The 15,346-nt window shown below is 72.0% G+C and carries 16 protein-coding genes and 1 pseudogene; 9 read left to right on the forward strand and 8 right to left on the reverse strand.

Features of this window, described 5'->3' with window-relative positions; all coding sequences use genetic code 11:
• Positions 1–212 precede the first annotated feature (212 nt).
• On the forward strand, positions 213–368 hold the full coding sequence (locus ACSNOH_RS16375) for a hypothetical protein (RefSeq protein ID WP_436722069.1): 156 nt from the start codon (positions 213–215) through the stop codon (positions 366–368).
• Positions 369–468: 100 nt separating this feature from the next.
• On the opposite strand, the gene ACSNOH_RS16380 is transcribed toward ACSNOH_RS16375, so the two are convergent.
• Positions 469–738 carry a GntR family transcriptional regulator gene (locus ACSNOH_RS16380; protein ID WP_436722070.1) on the reverse strand — a complete coding sequence of 90 codons (270 nt, stop codon included), beginning with the start codon at positions 736–738 and terminating at the stop codon, positions 469–471.
• Between the two features lie 542 nt (positions 739–1,280).
• Between ACSNOH_RS16380 and ACSNOH_RS16385 the strand changes: the two genes are divergently transcribed.
• On the forward strand, positions 1,281–1,763 hold the full coding sequence (locus ACSNOH_RS16385; protein ID WP_436722071.1) for an NUDIX domain-containing protein: 483 nt from the start codon (positions 1,281–1,283) through the stop codon (positions 1,761–1,763).
• A gap of 46 nt (positions 1,764–1,809) precedes the next feature.
• Here ACSNOH_RS16385 and ACSNOH_RS16390 read toward each other — a convergent pair whose 3' ends face one another.
• The 3 genes from ACSNOH_RS16390 to ACSNOH_RS16400 are packed head-to-tail and all read right to left on the reverse strand — an operon-like array spanning position 1,810 to position 3,946.
• Positions 1,810–2,148 (reverse strand): hypothetical protein, encoded by a 339-nt coding sequence (locus ACSNOH_RS16390; RefSeq protein ID WP_436722072.1) that lies wholly within the window; start codon positions 2,146–2,148, stop codon positions 1,810–1,812.
• Entirely contained in the window at positions 2,141–2,800 is a 660-nt protein-coding gene (gene msrA, locus ACSNOH_RS16395; RefSeq protein WP_436722073.1) for a peptide-methionine (S)-S-oxide reductase MsrA, read from the reverse strand. Before msrA ends, ACSNOH_RS16390 begins: the two co-directional genes overlap by 8 nt.
• 42 nt (positions 2,801–2,842) lie before the next feature.
• Complete coding sequence (locus ACSNOH_RS16400; protein ID WP_436722074.1) at positions 2,843–3,946, reverse strand: hypothetical protein; 1,104 nt, start codon at positions 3,944–3,946, stop codon at positions 2,843–2,845.
• Between the two features lie 143 nt (positions 3,947–4,089).
• Between ACSNOH_RS16400 and ACSNOH_RS16405 the strand changes: the two genes are divergently transcribed.
• On the forward strand, positions 4,090–5,235 hold the full coding sequence (locus tag ACSNOH_RS16405; protein WP_436722075.1) for a cystathionine gamma-synthase: 1,146 nt from the start codon (positions 4,090–4,092) through the stop codon (positions 5,233–5,235).
• 138 nt (positions 5,236–5,373) lie between these two features.
• Here the strand turns inward: ACSNOH_RS16405 and ACSNOH_RS16410 are convergent, their stop codons facing one another.
• The gene (locus tag ACSNOH_RS16410) at positions 5,374–5,874 is read right to left on the reverse strand and encodes a MarR family winged helix-turn-helix transcriptional regulator (protein WP_436722076.1); all 501 of its coding nucleotides are present in this window, start codon (positions 5,872–5,874) and stop codon (positions 5,374–5,376) included.
• Between the two features lie 381 nt (positions 5,875–6,255).
• On the opposite strand from ACSNOH_RS16410, the pseudogene ilvA reads away from it, so the two are divergent.
• The 3 genes and pseudogenes from ilvA to ACSNOH_RS16425 all read left to right on the forward strand — a co-directional run.
• Positions 6,256–7,458 (forward strand): annotated as a pseudogene (gene ilvA / locus ACSNOH_RS16415) (threonine ammonia-lyase); the annotation flags it as partial.
• A gap of 134 nt (positions 7,459–7,592) precedes the next feature.
• Positions 7,593–8,597 (forward strand): ATP-binding cassette domain-containing protein, encoded by a 1,005-nt coding sequence (locus ACSNOH_RS16420; protein ID WP_436722077.1) that lies wholly within the window; start codon positions 7,593–7,595, stop codon positions 8,595–8,597.
• Positions 8,594–9,454 carry an ABC transporter permease gene (locus ACSNOH_RS16425; RefSeq protein WP_436722078.1) on the forward strand — a complete coding sequence of 287 codons (861 nt, stop codon included), beginning with the start codon at positions 8,594–8,596 and terminating at the stop codon, positions 9,452–9,454. Before ACSNOH_RS16420 ends, ACSNOH_RS16425 begins: the two co-directional genes overlap by 4 nt.
• Positions 9,455–9,517: 63 nt before the next feature.
• On the opposite strand, the gene greA is transcribed toward ACSNOH_RS16425, so the two are convergent.
• Positions 9,518–10,015, reverse strand: coding sequence for a transcription elongation factor GreA (gene greA / locus ACSNOH_RS16430; protein ID WP_436722079.1), 498 nt, complete (start codon positions 10,013–10,015; stop codon positions 9,518–9,520).
• Positions 10,016–10,289: 274 nt separating this feature from the next.
• Complete coding sequence (locus ACSNOH_RS16435) at positions 10,290–10,700, reverse strand: DUF4307 domain-containing protein (RefSeq protein WP_436722081.1); 411 nt, start codon at positions 10,698–10,700, stop codon at positions 10,290–10,292.
• Between the two features lie 125 nt (positions 10,701–10,825).
• Here ACSNOH_RS16435 and mca point away from each other — a divergent pair, with 125 nt between their 5' ends.
• The 3 genes from mca (at position 10,826) to ACSNOH_RS16450 (ending at position 14,245) form a co-directional block, all read left to right on the forward strand.
• Complete coding sequence (gene mca, locus ACSNOH_RS16440) at positions 10,826–11,695, forward strand: mycothiol conjugate amidase Mca (protein ID WP_436722082.1); 870 nt, start codon at positions 10,826–10,828, stop codon at positions 11,693–11,695.
• A 4-nt stretch (positions 11,696–11,699) separates the two neighbouring features.
• The gene (locus tag ACSNOH_RS16445) at positions 11,700–11,930 is read left to right on the forward strand and encodes a hypothetical protein (protein WP_436722083.1); all 231 of its coding nucleotides are present in this window, start codon (positions 11,700–11,702) and stop codon (positions 11,928–11,930) included.
• A 248-nt stretch (positions 11,931–12,178) separates the two neighbouring features.
• Complete coding sequence (locus ACSNOH_RS16450; protein WP_436722084.1) at positions 12,179–14,245, forward strand: thioredoxin domain-containing protein; 2,067 nt, start codon at positions 12,179–12,181, stop codon at positions 14,243–14,245.
• A 254-nt stretch (positions 14,246–14,499) separates the two neighbouring features.
• Here the strand turns inward: ACSNOH_RS16450 and trhA are convergent, their stop codons facing one another.
• A complete protein-coding gene (trhA, locus tag ACSNOH_RS16455; RefSeq protein ID WP_436722085.1) occupies positions 14,500–15,288 on the reverse strand; it encodes a PAQR family membrane homeostasis protein TrhA in 789 nt (262 codons plus the stop codon).
• Positions 15,289–15,346: the final 58 nt, after the last annotated feature.

Consider the following 15,346-nt stretch of genomic DNA (forward strand, 5'->3'; position numbering starts at 1 on the left):
GGACCGCAGCACCCCCGCCCACGTCACCGCCCTCCACCAACGCGCCCACCAACTCGCGGGCCAGGCCCTGGTCGTAGCCACCACCCTCGCCGACCCGGCAGGCAAAGCCCTGGCCGCGGAACGCCTGGCGGCCCACGCAGCGGCCCTGGGAGTCACGGAGCCCGGCCGCTAGGAGCGCGAAGCACGGGATGCGGCATGGCTAGCATGGCGGGATGAGCGACGACACATCCGACGACTACAGCGCGAACCGATCACCGGCATCGCGCTCCGGCAAACCCATATCGCTGCGCACACTCAGGCGTGCGACCCGATGGGAGACATTCGCCCTTCTTGTCGTGCTGCTCGCCGTCGTCTTCGCCTTCTCCTAGAAAAGGAGCCTCCGGCGCGCAGTACCGAACTCGCCGACCCCCGCTCCGGGAAGGGGGTCCGCGCCATGCCCCGTCCTGCTCTTGCCGCATCCGGGGATTCCTACGCAGAGGGCTGGCTCCGCTGCGCCACGAACGTCCCCTTGGCCGGAAGGGTGATCAACAGGCCGCGGTCCCGCAGTTCTTGGACGGCGCGGCGCACCGTTCCAATGGCCACGCCGTACTCCTCGGCGAGGTCACGCTCACCTGGGAGACGTGCACCCACACGCAGCGCACCGGCCTCGATCTGAGCCTCTACATGGTCTGCGACCTGCATGTAGACGTAGGCCGCCTTGGTCGGGTCGACAGGTGACGCATCGCGTTCATCTCCCATGCGCGTCAACATAGCGCAGCATGGAGCAACACGTATGAGTGGAACGCTCCTTGCTGCACCACACTGCTCTATGCCGCGCCCTATCTTCGGCAGGTACTCAAAGCCCCGGCGACCGCGCGAACGGCCCCGGGGCACGGTCAACGCTGAGAAGGAGCGTCGACGATGCACGACTTTATCGCCGGGTGGGCGCAACGCGTGAAGAAGCTGTTCGCCTCCCGCCGTCCCGGCCCTGCCCCTTGCCCTGACCCCACGCCGGTCCCCGCAATCTCCTCGCCGTCTCTCTCCCCATCCCCCTGCGGTGTCTACGTCTGGGCGACCGCACACGGCATCGACATCTGGCATCCCGCCGTTCGGAACTGCACCTGCAGCTCTCGCGAGCAGCAGGCTCCCAGCGCCGACGAGGCGCTACGAGCCAAAGTCCGAGACGTCAACAACCGCAGCACCTGGGGTAAATGACCCGCCGACCCCCGCCTCGGCCCCGGGGCGGGGGACCTCAGGAGATCGAGCCCGAGGGCGCCAGGTTGACTGGCTAGGCTCCCAGCATGACGGAGACAGAGCAGGAGGGGCGGCCAGCCCGCCCGCGCATGGCGGCAGGCGCGTTGTTCTTCAATGACAAGGGGCACGTGCTCTTGGTCCGCCCCTCGTACAAGCCCAAGTGGGAGATCCCCGGCGGATACATCGAGGAAGGGGAATCCCCTCTGGCCGCGTGCCGTCGCGAGGTAGAAGAGGAACTGGGCATCACGCCGGCTATCGGCCCGCTCCTGGTCGTGGACTGGGCACCGAACGACGCCGAGGGCGACAAGGTCCTTTACGTCTTCGACGGCGGCGAGCTGCAGCCGGAGGACCTGAACGCGATCAAGCCCGACGGTGAGGAGGTCCTCGCCGCCGAGTTCCACCCGGCGGACGCCGTCGACCAGCTACTCATCCCAAGGCTCGCCCGCCGGGTGAAGCGCGCAATCACCGCACGGCACGAGACCCACCCCCAGTACCTGGAGCACGGCGAACCGCCCTCCAGCGTTACCTGAGACCGGGCCGGTGCAGGAGTTGGCGCGCGGCAGCACCATCGCGTGTTCAGCGCTGCTGGAAGCGGGGCTCCGGCCACGTAGTGATGGGGGCGCTGGAGGTCGTGTAGATCTCCAGTAGGGAGAGGTAGCCCTCCCTTGCGAAGAGCATCACGCCCGCGTTTTCCGGTACTTGGTACCAGGCGTCCGCCACCACACCCCCCGCCGCGGGGGCCGGAGCGACCGCCGTTCGGTCCACCGTCAGGTCGAGCGTCGCGCAGCCGCAGGCGCATCCGCCCGTCACCCGGGCGTGCGGGATCTGCGCTCGGAGCGCGCTGATGGCCGGGTCGGCACCCGCCAGCAGCGCCTCCAGCGTCGCCACCGCCCCTGCAGGCAGCGGCTCAGTCACCGGCCTTCGCCACGCCGATCGGGCAGCTCACGCCCGTGCCGCCGATGCCGCAGTAGCCCGCCGGGTTCTTGTCCAAGTACTGCTGGTGGTAGGGCTCTGCAAAATAAAAGGGGCCCGCCGGGAGGATTTCTGTGGTGATCCGGCCGTAGCCCGAGCCCGTCAGGACCGACTGGTACGCCTCCCGGGAGGACTCCGCGGCCGACTGCTGCTCGGCGGAGTGGGTGTAGACCGCCGAGCGGTACTGGGTGCCCCGGTCGTTGCCCTGGCGGAAGCCCTGGGTGGGGTCGTGGGATTCCCAGAAGAGTTTCAAGAGCGTGCCGTACGAGACCTTTGCCGGGTCGAAGACCACGCGGACCACCTCCGTGTGGCCCGTCAGGCCGCTGCAGACCTCCTCGTAGGCGGGATGCGGGGTGTGGCCGCCCTGGTAGCCGACCAGGGTCGTCCAGACGCCCTCCGTCTGCCAGAACTTGCGCTCCGCGCCCCAGAAGCAGCCCAGGGCGAAGTCCGCCACCTCCAGGCCGGCGGGGTACGGGCCGCCCAGGGGCGTGCCGAGGACCGTGTGGCGCTCCTGGAGGGGGAATTCCGGCTCCGGGCGGCCCTTGAGGGCCTCCTCCGGGGTGGGGAGGCGGGGTTCTCGGGTGGGGAAGAGCATGTCAGGCCTCCGGGGTGTCGGCAGCGGCTGTCGGCAGGGGCTCTACAGCCAACGGTTCGCCGCTCCCGGCGATTCCCCGCCCGCCAGCGCGACCGCCCGGTACGCCGCGTACGCCGCGACCGGGTCCGCCTCGTACGTCCACGGCACCGCCCCGATGTGGCCGTCCACCCGGCGGAGCTGCTCGATCGCCTCCGGATAGCGCTCGGCGTTGACCAGGAACCACACCAGCAGATGGCGGACGTGCGGCAGCACGGGGTGGTCGGACGGAGCGTGGAGGGCCGCGAACTGCGCCCCCTCCACGGCGCGGGTGATCACCTCGCTGCGGTAGAGGCCCTGGACCACGTTCACGTCCGGCAGGTGGTCGTGGACGGCGAACAGCGGCAGCGCCGGCAGCAGGCTGCCCTTCGCCGCGCCCGCGGCCGCCCGCTGCGCGAAGGCGTACGCCTGTTCCCGGGAGCCGTGCCACTTCGCGCTCCAGTAGCGCAGCGCGGCCAGGTGCGCCCCCATGTGCTGGGGCGTACGGGCGACGAGCCGCTCCCACACCGACTGGAACTCCGCTTCGCCGGCGCCCAGGCCGCGCGCCACGCCCAGCTCGACGATCAGCGGCACCACATCCTCGGGGGCCAGCCGGGCGGCCTCCGCGCAGACCGTGCGGGCCTCTTCCAGGATCATGCGGTAGTCCTGCGAGGAGGGGTCGCGCAGGGCCTGCTGGACGAGGAACTCGGCCTGCACCGCCGCGCCGCCCGCATCCTCCGGGGCCACCACGCGCCAGTGCCGCAGCCACAGCCCGCCCGTGCCCGGCGCCTCGGACAGCTCGCGGACCGCCGCGCCCGCCAGGGTCTGCACCCGCTGCCAGCGCTGCTCGGGGTCGTGCGTGCGCGAGAGGAGCTCGGCGGCCGGCTTCCAGTCCTGGCTGCGGCGGGCCTCTTCGACGGCGCCCAGCAGCTCGGGGTCGGGCCCGGGCAGGCGGACGTCCAGCTGCTCGGGCGGCACGAAGCCGTACGCGGCGGCGGCGTCGGCCGGGCCGGGGCCGGGGCCGTACTTGTCGCCGGCCAGCCCCGCGCGCGCCCGCCGGCGGCGCAGCGCGGGCCCGGCGAGGACGGCGGCGATCACGGCGACGGCCAGCAGGATGAGCAGAAACTCCATGAGCGGTCCTGAACGTGGGTGGGGCAGCGTAGTGCGACGAGTAGGGCTGTGTGAGGAACAACGCGCGAACTCCGCGGATCGTTCATGCTCCGGTTACAAGTGAACACGGGTGTTCGGGTGTGCGGAGTACTAGGCTCGGGAAAATGAGCGATCAGCATGCCTTCGAAACCCTGGCCATCCACGCCGGGCAGGAGCCGGACCCCCTGACCGGGGCTGTCGTGCCGCCGATCTACCAGGTGTCCACCTACAAGCAGGACGGCGTCGGCGGTCTGCGCGGCGGCTACGAGTACAGCCGCAGCGCCAACCCGACCCGTACCGCCCTGGAAGAGAACCTGGCGGCGCTGGAGGGCGGTGTGCGCGGCCTGGCCTTCGCCTCCGGCCTGGCCGCCGAGGACACCCTGCTGCGTACGCTCCTGGCGCCCGGCGACCACGTGGTCATCCCGAACGACGCCTACGGCGGCACGTTCCGCCTCTTCGCCAAGGTGATCAGCCGCTGGGGCGTGGAGTGGTCGGTCGCCGACACCTCCGACCCGGCCGCGGTGCGCGCCGCGCTGCGCCCCTCGACCAAGGTCATCTGGGTCGAGACCCCGTCGAACCCGCTGCTGGGCATCAGCGACATCGCCGCCCTCGCCGAGGTCGCCCGCTCGGCCGGGGTCCGCCTGGTCATCGACAACACCTTCGCGAGCCCGTACCTGCAGCAGCCGCTCGCGCTCGGCGCGGACGTGGTCGTGCACTCCACGACCAAGTACATGGGCGGTCACTCCGACGTCGTGGGCGGCGCGCTGATCACCGCGGACGCGGGTCTGGCCGAGGAGCTCGCCTACCACCAGAACGCGATGGGCGCCGTCGCCGGCCCCTTCGACTCCTGGCTGACGCTGCGCGGCATCAAGACCCTGGCCGTGCGCATGGACCGGCACAGCGCCAACGCCGAGCGCGTGGCCGAGCTGCTCGTCTCCCACCCGAAGGTGACGCAGGTCTACTACCCGGGCCTGCCCGAGCACCCGCTGCACGAGGTCGCCGCCAAGCAGATGAAGTCCTTCGGCGGCATGGTGTCGTTCCGCGTCTCCGGCGGCCAGGAGCAGGCCGTCGAGATCTGCAACCGCACCGAGGTCTTCACCCTCGGCGAGTCCCTCGGCGGCGTGGAGTCGCTGATCGAGCACCCGGGCCTGATGACGCACGCGTCGACCGCCGGCTCCCAGCTGGAGGTCCCCGCGGACCTGGTGCGCCTGTCCGTCGGCATCGAGTCGGTCGACGACCTGCTCGCCGACCTCACGCAGGCGCTGGGCTAGTCGCCGGGCGTCGCGCTCTCTCCTTGCCCGTGCGTCGGGTGGGCCGGTCACCGGTCCACCCGACGTACGCGTTTACGGCGCTCAGCGCTGCATGCGCACGGCGCCGCCGGGGCCCGCGGCGCCGTCACGCCGCCCCCGTCACGCCGTCGGCGTCACCGGCGGCAGGGCGTTGTGCACCTCGGACAGCGCCGTGTTGAAGCGCGTGAGCAGCGAGCAGAACGCGTCCCGCTCCTCCTCGCTCCAGCCGTCCGTCACCAGCGCCATCAGCGCGCGCCGCGAGGCCCGCACCTCCTCCAGGCGCGCCTTGCCGCGCGGGGAGAGCTGGAGGACCACGGCGCGGCCGTCCTCGGGGTGCGACGTGCGCTTCACCAGGCCGGTGTCGACCAGCGGCGCCACCTGGCGGGTGACGGTCGAGGAGTCGATGCCCATGCCGGCGGCGAGCGCCTTGACGCCCATCGGACCTTCCTGGTCGAGCCGGTTGAGCAGCAGATAAGCGGCGCGGTCCATCGAGTTGCGGACCTGTCCCACGCCGCCGAGCCGCGTCTGTTCGGCGCGGCGTGCGAAGACGGCCACCTGGTGCTGGAGCGCGTCGAGGACACCGGGGGCGAGGTCGGTCGTCATGTCCGAAGGGGTGGGCATGGCCTGGGGCTCACTTCGTGCGTCGGGCAGGGAAGATTGGGGGACAGAGTACGCGGCCCGGAGGGCCCTGGGGCCGGTGGCGGACAATCCGCTCCAGCGGTACCGGGCAATCCGCTCGGTATGCATGGATATGCACTGTGATGCGCACCGAAATCGGCCGGGCGATATGCGCCTGCCTCGACGGTCGTTACGTAAGGTCGTTACGTAAACGAGGCGCAAGTGAGCTGGAACCGAGCCGGAACCGAGCCGAAAGCCGACCGGGGAACCCGGTCAGGACCCGAGCCGGGACCCCGGTCAGGACCCGAGCTGGAACCCGAGCCGGACCCCGAGCCGGGAGTCGAGCCGCACGCGGGCCGCACGCCCGGCTGCCACACTGGCCTCATGGACGTACGCGCAGCGGACCGGCCGGCCGGGCCCGCCGCCGTCCCCGCTGTCGGCCTCGACGACGTCCTGCGCGCCCGCGAGGTCCTCGCCGGCGTCACCCGCGTCACGGCCCTGGAGGGCAGCCGTCACCTCTCCGGCCTGATCGGCGGCCCCGTCCACCTCAAGTGCGAGAACCTCCAGCGGACCGGTTCGTTCAAGGTCCGCGGCGCGTACACGCGCATCGCCGGGCTGTCGCGGGGGGAGCGCGCGGCGGGGGTGGTGGCCGCCAGCGCGGGCAACCATGCGCAGGGCGTGGCCCTGGCGGCCGCGCTCCTGGGCGTGCGCTCCACGGTGTTCATGCCGGCGAGCGCGCCCCTGCCGAAGGTCGCCGCGACCCGCGCGTACGGCGCGGAGGTGCGCCTGCAGGGGCAGGTCCTGGACGAGGCGCTGTCGGCGGCCCGGCAGTACGCGCGGGCCACGGGCGCCGTCTTCGTCCACCCCTTCGACCACCCGGACGTCGTCGCCGGTCAGGGCACCGTCGGCCTGGAGATCCTGCAGCAGTGCCCCGAGGTGCGCACGATCGTGGTGGCCGTGGGCGGCGGCGGGCTCGCGGCCGGGATCGCCGCCGCGGTCAAGGCGCTGCGGCCGGACGTCCGGATCGTGGGCGTGCAGGCGGCGGGCGCGGCCGCGTACCCGCCGTCGCTGGCCGCCGGGCGGCCCGTGGCGGTCACGGAGCCGGTGACGGTGGCCGACGGCATCCGGGTGGGCCGGCCCGGGGACGTGCCCTTCGGCATCGTCCGGGAGCTGGTCGACGGGGTCCGTACGGTCTCCGAGGACGCCCTGGCCGCGGCGCTGCTGCTCTGCCTGGAGCGGGCCAAGATGGTCGTGGAGCCGGCCGGGGCGGCGCCGGTGGCGGCGCTGCTGGCCGAACCCGACCCGTTCGAGGGACCCCTCGTCGCCGTGTTGTCGGGCGGGAACGTCGATCCGCTGCTGCTGCAGCGCGTCCTGCGGCACGGCATGGCGGCGGCCGGCCGCTACCTGAGCCTGCGGCTGCGGCTGACGGACCGCCCGGGGGCGCTCGCGGCGCTCCTGGGGGTGCTCTCGGCGGCCGACGCGAACGTCCTGGACGTCGGGCACGTCCGCACCGACCCGAGGCTCGGCCTGGCCGAGGCGGAAGTGGACCTGCACCTGGAGACGAAGGGTCCGGAGCACTGCGAGGAGGGGCAAGGAGGGGCGAGAAAGGACCGGCGCGCAAAGGCCGTTGCCCCGCACAAGCGGGGAACGGCATTCACCCGGCACGATCGCCCCATCGAACGTAAAATCAGGTAATACGTCACCCAGCGGGGAGAACTTCCATGCCAGGCGCCATTTATGCCGAAGGCCTGGTGAAGACCTTCGGCGACGTGAGAGCTCTGGACGGCGTCGACCTCGACGTACCGGAAGGAACCGTTCTAGGACTGCTCGGCCCCAACGGCGCCGGCAAGACCACAGCGGTACGCGTCCTCACCACGCTCATCAAACCCGACCGCGGCTCCGCCTTCGTGGCGGGCATCGACGTCCTCAGAAAGCCCGACGAAGTCCGGCGCTCCATCGGCCTGTCGGGGCAGTTCGCCGCCGTCGACGAATATCTGACGGGGCGTGAGAACCTGCGGATGGTCGGCCAGCTCTACCAGATGTCCGCCCGCGACGCGAAGACGCGGGCCGGCGAGCTGCTGGAGCGCTTCGACCTCGCCGACGCCGCCGACCGCATCGCCAAGACCTACTCGGGCGGCATGCGCCGCCGCCTCGACCTGGCCGCGGCCCTCGTCGTCAGCCCGCCCGTGATGTTCATGGACGAGCCCACGACCGGCCTCGACCCGCGCAACCGGCAGGCCCTGTGGGAGGTCATCCAGGAGCTGGTGGCCGGCGGCACCACCCTCCTGCTCACCACCCAGTACCTGGAGGAGGCCGACCACCTCGCGCACGACATCTGCGTGGTCGACCACGGCAAGGTCATCGCCCGCGGCACCTCCGACCAGCTCAAGGCCCGTACGGGCGGCGAGCGCGTCGAGGTCGTCGTGCGCAACCCCGAGCACATCCCGCTCGCCGACGGCGTGCTGCGCGGCTTCGGCAAGGGCACGTCCTCGGTCGAGAAGCACACCCGCAAGGTGACCGTGCCGGTCTCCGGCGGTGCCAAGCTGCTCGCCGAGGTCATCCGGGAGCTCGACGGCCGCGGCATCGACATCGACGACATCGCCCTGCGCCGGCCGACCCTGGACGACGTCTTCATCTCGCTCACCGGGCACGCCGCGGAGGCGGAGGCCGGCGACGTCACCGAGGGGGCCGGGGAGACCGGCGCACAGCAGGAGGTCACGTCATGAGCGTCATCGGCAGCCCCGCCTCCAGAGCCGCCGCCCTGCGCGTCCACGGCGGCATCGGCCGCTCCGTGCGCGACTCCCTCGTGGTCGCCAAGCGCAACCTGATCCGGATGATCCGCATCCCCGAGGTGGTCATCTTCGGGCTGATCCAGCCGATCATGTTCGTGGTGCTGTTCAGCTACGTCTTCGGCGGCTCGATCGCCGTCGGCGGCAGTACGGACCCGTCCACGTACCGCCAGTTCCTCATGGCGGGCATCTTCGCCCAGACGGTGACCTTCGCCACGGCCGGCGCCGGGGCGGGCATCGCCGACGACATGCACAAGGGGCTCATCGACCGCTTCCGCTCCCTGCCCATGGCCCGCGGCGCCGTCCTCACCGGCCGCACCCTCGCCGACCTGGTGCAGACCGCGCTCACGCTCGTGGTGCTGGCGATCGTCGCCGTGATCGTCGGCTGGCGGACGCACGCGGGCATCCCCAAGGCCGTGGCGGGCTTCGCGCTGCTGCTCCTGCTCGGCTACGCCTTCTCCTGGATCGGCGCGCTGATCGGGCTGTCGGTGCGCACGCCGGAGGCGGCGACGTCCGGCGGGCTGATCTGGCTCTTCCCGCTCACCTTCATCTCCAACGCCTTCGTGCCCGCCGACAACATGCCGACGGTGCTGCGCGTGATCGCCGAGTGGAACCCCTTCAGTGCGACCGTGCAGGCGGCGCGGCAGCTCTTCGGCAACCTGCCGGACGGCTATCCGGTGCCGGGGGCGTGGCCGATGCAGCACCCGGTGTGGGCTTCGCTGATCTGGTCGGTGCTGATCATCGGACTGTTCCGGACGCTGGCGGTGCGGAAGTTCCGCTCGGCGACGGCGTGAGCACAGCGAAGGCCCACCCCCCCCGGAAGGGGGGGGTGGGCCTTCGAGGGTACGACCCGCGGCTCAGCCGGTGTACGGCTTGGCCTCCAGGATGCGGACCATGGCCTTCTTGCCGTTCGGCAGCTCGTACTGGGCGTCCTCGCCGATCTTCTTGCCGTTGACGCCGGAGCCCAGCGGGGACTGCGGCGAGTACGTCTCGATGTCCGAGCTGGCGTACTCGCGGGAGGCGAGGAGGAACTCCAGGGTGTCGTCCGGGTCGCCGTCGAAGGCGATGGTGACGACCATGCCGGGCGCGACGACGCCGGTGGCCGCCGGGGCCTCGCCGACCTTCGCGCTCTCCAGCAGCTGGGTGAGCTGGCGCACGCGGAGCTCCTGCTTGCCCTGCTCCTCCTTGGCCGCGTGGTACCCGCCGTTCTCTCGCAGGTCACCCTCCTCGCGGGCGGCCGCGATCTTGGCCGCGATCTCGGTGCGAGCGGGACCAGACAGGTACTCCAGCTCGGCCTTGAGCTGGTCGTACGCCTCCTGAGTCAGCCAGGTGACGTTGTCGCTGGTCTGGGTCACAGGTGCTCCTCGTCGGTACTGGGGGAATGCTTGGGGATACATCGCGATAACAAATGAACGCCCTACTCAGAAGGGTGCACCTTCAAAGCGGGGCGAAACCACGAGCCTAACAATTGGGCCCGGAGAGGGGGAAGAAGTAAACGGGAGAAATCGCGCAAGAATCGCGTCAATGCAGGTCAGGAGGGGGGCGGTGAGGCGTAGCCGATCAGCTGCGGCGCGTCAGCGCTGTGTGAAGATCTGCTCAGCGCTTCATCGGTGCGTCGTCAGTGCGCCGTCAGCGCTTCGAGGTCGCCCGGCAGCCTTCGAGCTTCGTCGCGGCCGCGTGCTGCGTCGTGCGCATGACGACGAACTCGGTGAAGTGCTCCTCGCGGCGATCCAGCGTGAAGTCCTTGCGCCCGACCTCCGAGCCGTCGCTGCCGAGGGAGAGCAGCGTGCACACGCCCGTCTGGTCCTTCTCCTTGCGGATCTCCACCACCGCCTGCACGGTGTCGTCCGAGACCGGCTTCGAGCGGACGAGCTGGCCTGTGACGTCCGTCGCGGTGATGTAGTGGATCCCGGACCAGGCGACCACGCCCAGCAGCCCCGCGCCCAGCACCGCACCGATGATCTTGAGCTTGCGGTCCGCGCGCGCGTCGGCCGAGCGGCCGTAGCGGCCTTCGGGCAGGCCCTCGCGTGCCGCAGCCATGATCGTTCCTCCGGGTCGGTGCCGCTGGGGAGAACTGGAATGAAACGCCTCCCGCTTCGGTCACTATAGGAGGCGCCCCGACACACCGATAAGACGGGCCATGACCAGTGACTGAGGACCGAGCCTTGACTGAGCAGCTGCGACTGATGGCCGTGCATGCCCACCCCGACGACGAGTCGAGCAAGGGCGCGGCCACGATGGCCAAGTACGTGTCCGAGGGGGTGGACGTGCTGGTGGCCACCTGCACGGGCGGCGAGCGCGGCTCCATCCTCAACCCCAAGCTCCAGGGCGACCCCTACATCGAGGAGCACATCCACGAGGTCCGCGCCAAGGAGATGGCCGAGGCGCGCGACATCCTCGGCGTCAAGCAGGAGTGGCTGGGCTTCGTCGACTCCGGCCTGCCGGAGGGCGACCCGCTGCCGCCGCTGCCGGAGGGCTGCTTCGCCCTGCAGGACGTGGAGGAGGCGGCCGGGCGGCTGGTGAAGCTGATCCGCGAGTTCCGTCCGCACGTGGTCACCACGTACGACGAGAACGGCGGCTACCCGCACCCCGACCACATCATGACCCACAAGATCTCGATGGTGGCCTTCGAGGCGGCCGGCGACCCCTCGCGCTACCCCGAGGCCGGCGAGCCGTGGCAGCCGCTGAAGCTCTACTACAACCAGGGCTTCAACCGGCCGCGCACCCAGGCGCTGCACGAGGCGCTGCTGGAGCGGGGCATGGAGTCCCCCTACGGCGAGTGGCTGAAGCGGTGGGAGGAGATGGGGCGCGAGCGCACCCTGACCACGTACGTGCCCTGCGGCGACTTCTTCGAGATCCGCGACAAGGCGCTGATCGCGCACGCCACGCAGATCGACCCGGACGGGGGCTGGTTCCGCGTGCCGCTGGACCTCCAGCGGGAGGTCTGGCCGACGGAGGAGTACGAGCTGGCGAAGTCTCTCGTCGGCACGTCCCTCCCCGAGGACGACCTCTTCGCGGGCATCCGCAACAATTGACCCCATGATGAGCTCCCTCGCCGCCGCCGCCCAGCTGGTGCCGCTCGCCGAAGAACTCGACAAGAACAAGGTCACCCCCGGTGTCCTCGGCTTCATCGTCTTCGCCGTGATCGGCGTGGCGGTGTGGTTCCTGATGAAGAGCATGAACCGGCACATGAAGCGGGTGGATTTCGTCGAGGAGCCGGCGGCCGACGCGGCGCCGGCGTCCTCGGCCCAGCCCCCGAAGACGTCCTGACGCCCGGGGCGCACCGGACGGCCGAGGCCGGTTAGGCACCGCCGGACTGCACCGCTGTGGCTGATCACCGTCGCGGCGGAGGGAACTTCTCCCGCCGCAGCGGTGATCAGCCACGTCGGCGGTGACCGGCGGCGCCGGACCGGCCTTCGCCGCCGACGCGACGCCGACGTCGCCGGCAGGCGGCCCGCCGCGGACACGGCCCCGTGGCCCGGCGCCCGGGAAGGCGCCCCGTGCGCGAGGATGGGCGCATGCCCAACCGCCTGGCGCACGAGACGTCCCCCTATCTCCTCCAGCACGCCGAGAACCCGGTCGACTGGTGGCCGTGGTCGGCCGAGGCCTTCGCCGAGGCCCGGCGGCGGAACGTGCCGGTGCTGCTGAGCGTCGGCTACTCCAGTTGCCACTGGTGCCACGTGATGGCGCACGAGTCCTTCGAGGACGAGGCCACCGCCGCGCTCGTCAACGAGCACTTCGTCGCCGTCAAGGTCGACCGCGAGGAGCGGCCCGACGTCGACGCCGTGTACATGGAGGCCGTGCAGGCCGCGACCGGACAGGGCGGCTGGCCCATGACGGTCTTCCTCACGCCCGACGCCGAGCCGTTCTACTTCGGCACCTACTTCCCGCCCGCCCCCCGCCACGGCATGCCCGGCTTCCCGCAGGTCCTGGAGGGCGTGCGGGCCGCGTGGCGGGACCGCCGCGACGAGGTCGGGCAGGTCGCGGGCCGCATCGTGCGCGACCTCTCCGAGCGCACCCTCGCGCTCGGCGTCCCGGCGGACGCAAACGCCCCCGCGCAGCCCCCCGCCGCCGAGGACCTGGGCGCCGCCCTGCTGGGCCTGACCCGCGAGTTCGACGCGGTGCGCGGCGGCTTCGGCGGGGCGCCGAAGTTCCCGCCGTCCATGACGCTGGAGTTCCTGCTGCGCCACCACGCCCGTACGGGCTCCGAGGGCGCCCTGGAGATGGCGCAGGCGACCTGTGAGGCGATGGCCCGCGGCGGCATCTACGACCAGCTCGGCGGCGGCTTCGCGCGCTATTCCGTCGACGCGGAGTGGGTGGTGCCGCACTTCGAGAAGATGCTGTACGACAACGCCCTGCTCTGCCGCGCCTACGCGCACCTGTGGCGGGCCACGGGCTCGGAGCTCGCCCGCCGCGTCGCCCTGGAGACGGCCGGCTTCCTGGTCCGCGAGATGCGCACCGAGCAGGGCGGCTTCGCGTCCGCGCTGGACGCCGACAGCGACGACGGGACCGGCCGGCACGTGGAGGGCGCCTACTACGTGTGGACGCCGCAGCAGTTGCGCGAGGTGCTCGGCGAGGAGGACGCGCTGCTCGCGGCGGCCCACTTCGGCGTCACGGAGGAGGGCACGTTCGAGCACGGCAGCTCCGTGCTCCGGCTCCCCGGCTCGGAGCGGCTCCTCGATGCCGGCAAGCTCGACTCGGTGCGCCGCAGGCTTCTCGCGGCGCGCGAACAGCGGCCCCGCCCCGGCCGCGACGACAAGGTGGTGGCCGCCTGGAACGGCCTGGCGATCGCCGCGCTCGCCGAGACCGGCGCCTTCTTCGACCGCCCGGACCTCGTACAGGCCGCCACCGACGCCGCCGACCTGCTCGTCCGTACGCACATGGACTGGCACGCGCGCCTCTTCCGCACCTCGCTCGACGGCACGGCCGGGAGCCACGCGGGCGTCCTGGAGGACTACGCGGACGTCGCTGAGGGCTTCCTCGCGCTCAGCGCCGTCACCGGCGAGGGCGTGTGGGTGGACTTCGCGGGCCTCCTCCTCGACACGGTCCTCACCCGCTTCACCGGCCCGGACGGCGCCCTCTTCGACACCGCCGACGACGCCGAGACGCTCATCCGGCGCCCCCAGGACCCGACGGACAACGCCGCGCCGTCCGGCTGGACCGCCGCCTGCGGCGCGCTGCTGACGTACGCCGCGTACACCGGCAGCACCGTGCACCGCGAGGCCGCCGAGCGGGCGCTCGGCGTGGTCCGGGCGCTGGGCCCGCGCGCGCCGCGCTTCATCAGCTGGGGCCTGGCGGTGGCGGAGGCGCTGCTGGACGGGCCGCGCGAGGCCGCCGTCGTGGGCCTGCCGGACGATCCGGCCACGGCCGTCCTGCACCGCACCGCCCTGCTGTCCACGGCCCCGGGCCTGGCCGTCGCCGTCGGTGCCCCGCCGCCCGCGTCCGATCCCACCGCCGTGGAGGTGCCGCTGCTGGCGAACCGGCCGCTGGCGGACGGGCGCGCGGTGGCGTACGTCTGCCGCGGCTTCGTCTGCGACGCGCCGACGACGGACCCGGGCGAGCTGGCGGAGAAGCTGCGCCGGTAATGCGCCGGTAACTCGCCGAGCCGCGCGGCCACCGGCCACGCCCGCCGGGCGTGCGGGCCACCGCGTGCGGGCCACCGCTTGCGCGGGGACCGCGCAGGCCCGGCGCAGGACCGACGCACGACGCAAGCACAAAACCGGCATAAATCCACCCGTAACCGGGCATGAAACATGGCCGCGACCCCTGCGGTCGCGGCCATGTTCACGGCCGGGTCCGCGGCCATGTTCCGGACGGCCCGAAAGGGCCGCACCGCGGCTCAAGCGTGGGTGTACGCCACCAGGGAGATGCCGACGTAGTGCACGATGAACGCCGCCAGCGTGAGCGAGTGGAAGACCTCGTGGAAGCCGAACCAGCGCGGCGAGGGGTTCGGCCGCTTGATGCCGTAGATGACGCCGCCCGCGCTGTAGAGCAGTCCGCCGATGACGACCAGGACGAGCACGGCGATGCCGCCGGCGCGCAGGAAGTCCGGCAGGAAGAAGACCGCGGCCCAGCCCATGGCGATGTAGCAGGGGGTGTAGAGCCAGCGCGGGGCGCCGACCCAGAAGACGCGGAAGGCGATGCCCGCCGCCGCGGCCGCCCACACGGCCCACAGGAGCACCTGCCCCCGGCCGCCGGGGATCAGCAGCATCGTCAGCGGGGTGTACGTACCGGCGATGATCAGAAAGATGTTCGCGTGGTCGAGGCGGCGGAGCACGGCGTTGACGCGCGGGCTCCAGTTGCCCCGGTGGTAGAGGGCGCTGACGCCGAAGAGCGAGCCGGCGGTGAGGACGTAGACCGCGCAGGCGATCCGGCCGCGGGTGCTGTCGGCGAGGGCGGTCAGGAAGACGCCGGCGATCAGCACGGCGGGGAACATGCCCGCGTGCAACCAGCCGCGAAGGCGTGGCTTGGCCGGGATCAGGGAGGCGGCGGAGGCGGCGGAGGCGGCGAGGTGGCCGCCCGGCGGGGCGGCAGCGGCGGGGGCGGCGCCTGTGGGAAGGGCTGCGGCAGCCGCGGCGCCGGCGGGCGCGGGGAGCGCGGAAGGCGCTGCGTCGGGCGCGGAAGTCATGGCCGCCATGCTACCTACGCCACCGTAAGTTACGGATCAGTATCGCGTGGCGATGGTC

This window comes from Streptomyces sp. URMC 127, assembly GCF_051386535.1.
Taxonomy (GTDB): domain Bacteria; phylum Actinomycetota; class Actinomycetes; order Streptomycetales; family Streptomycetaceae; genus Streptomyces.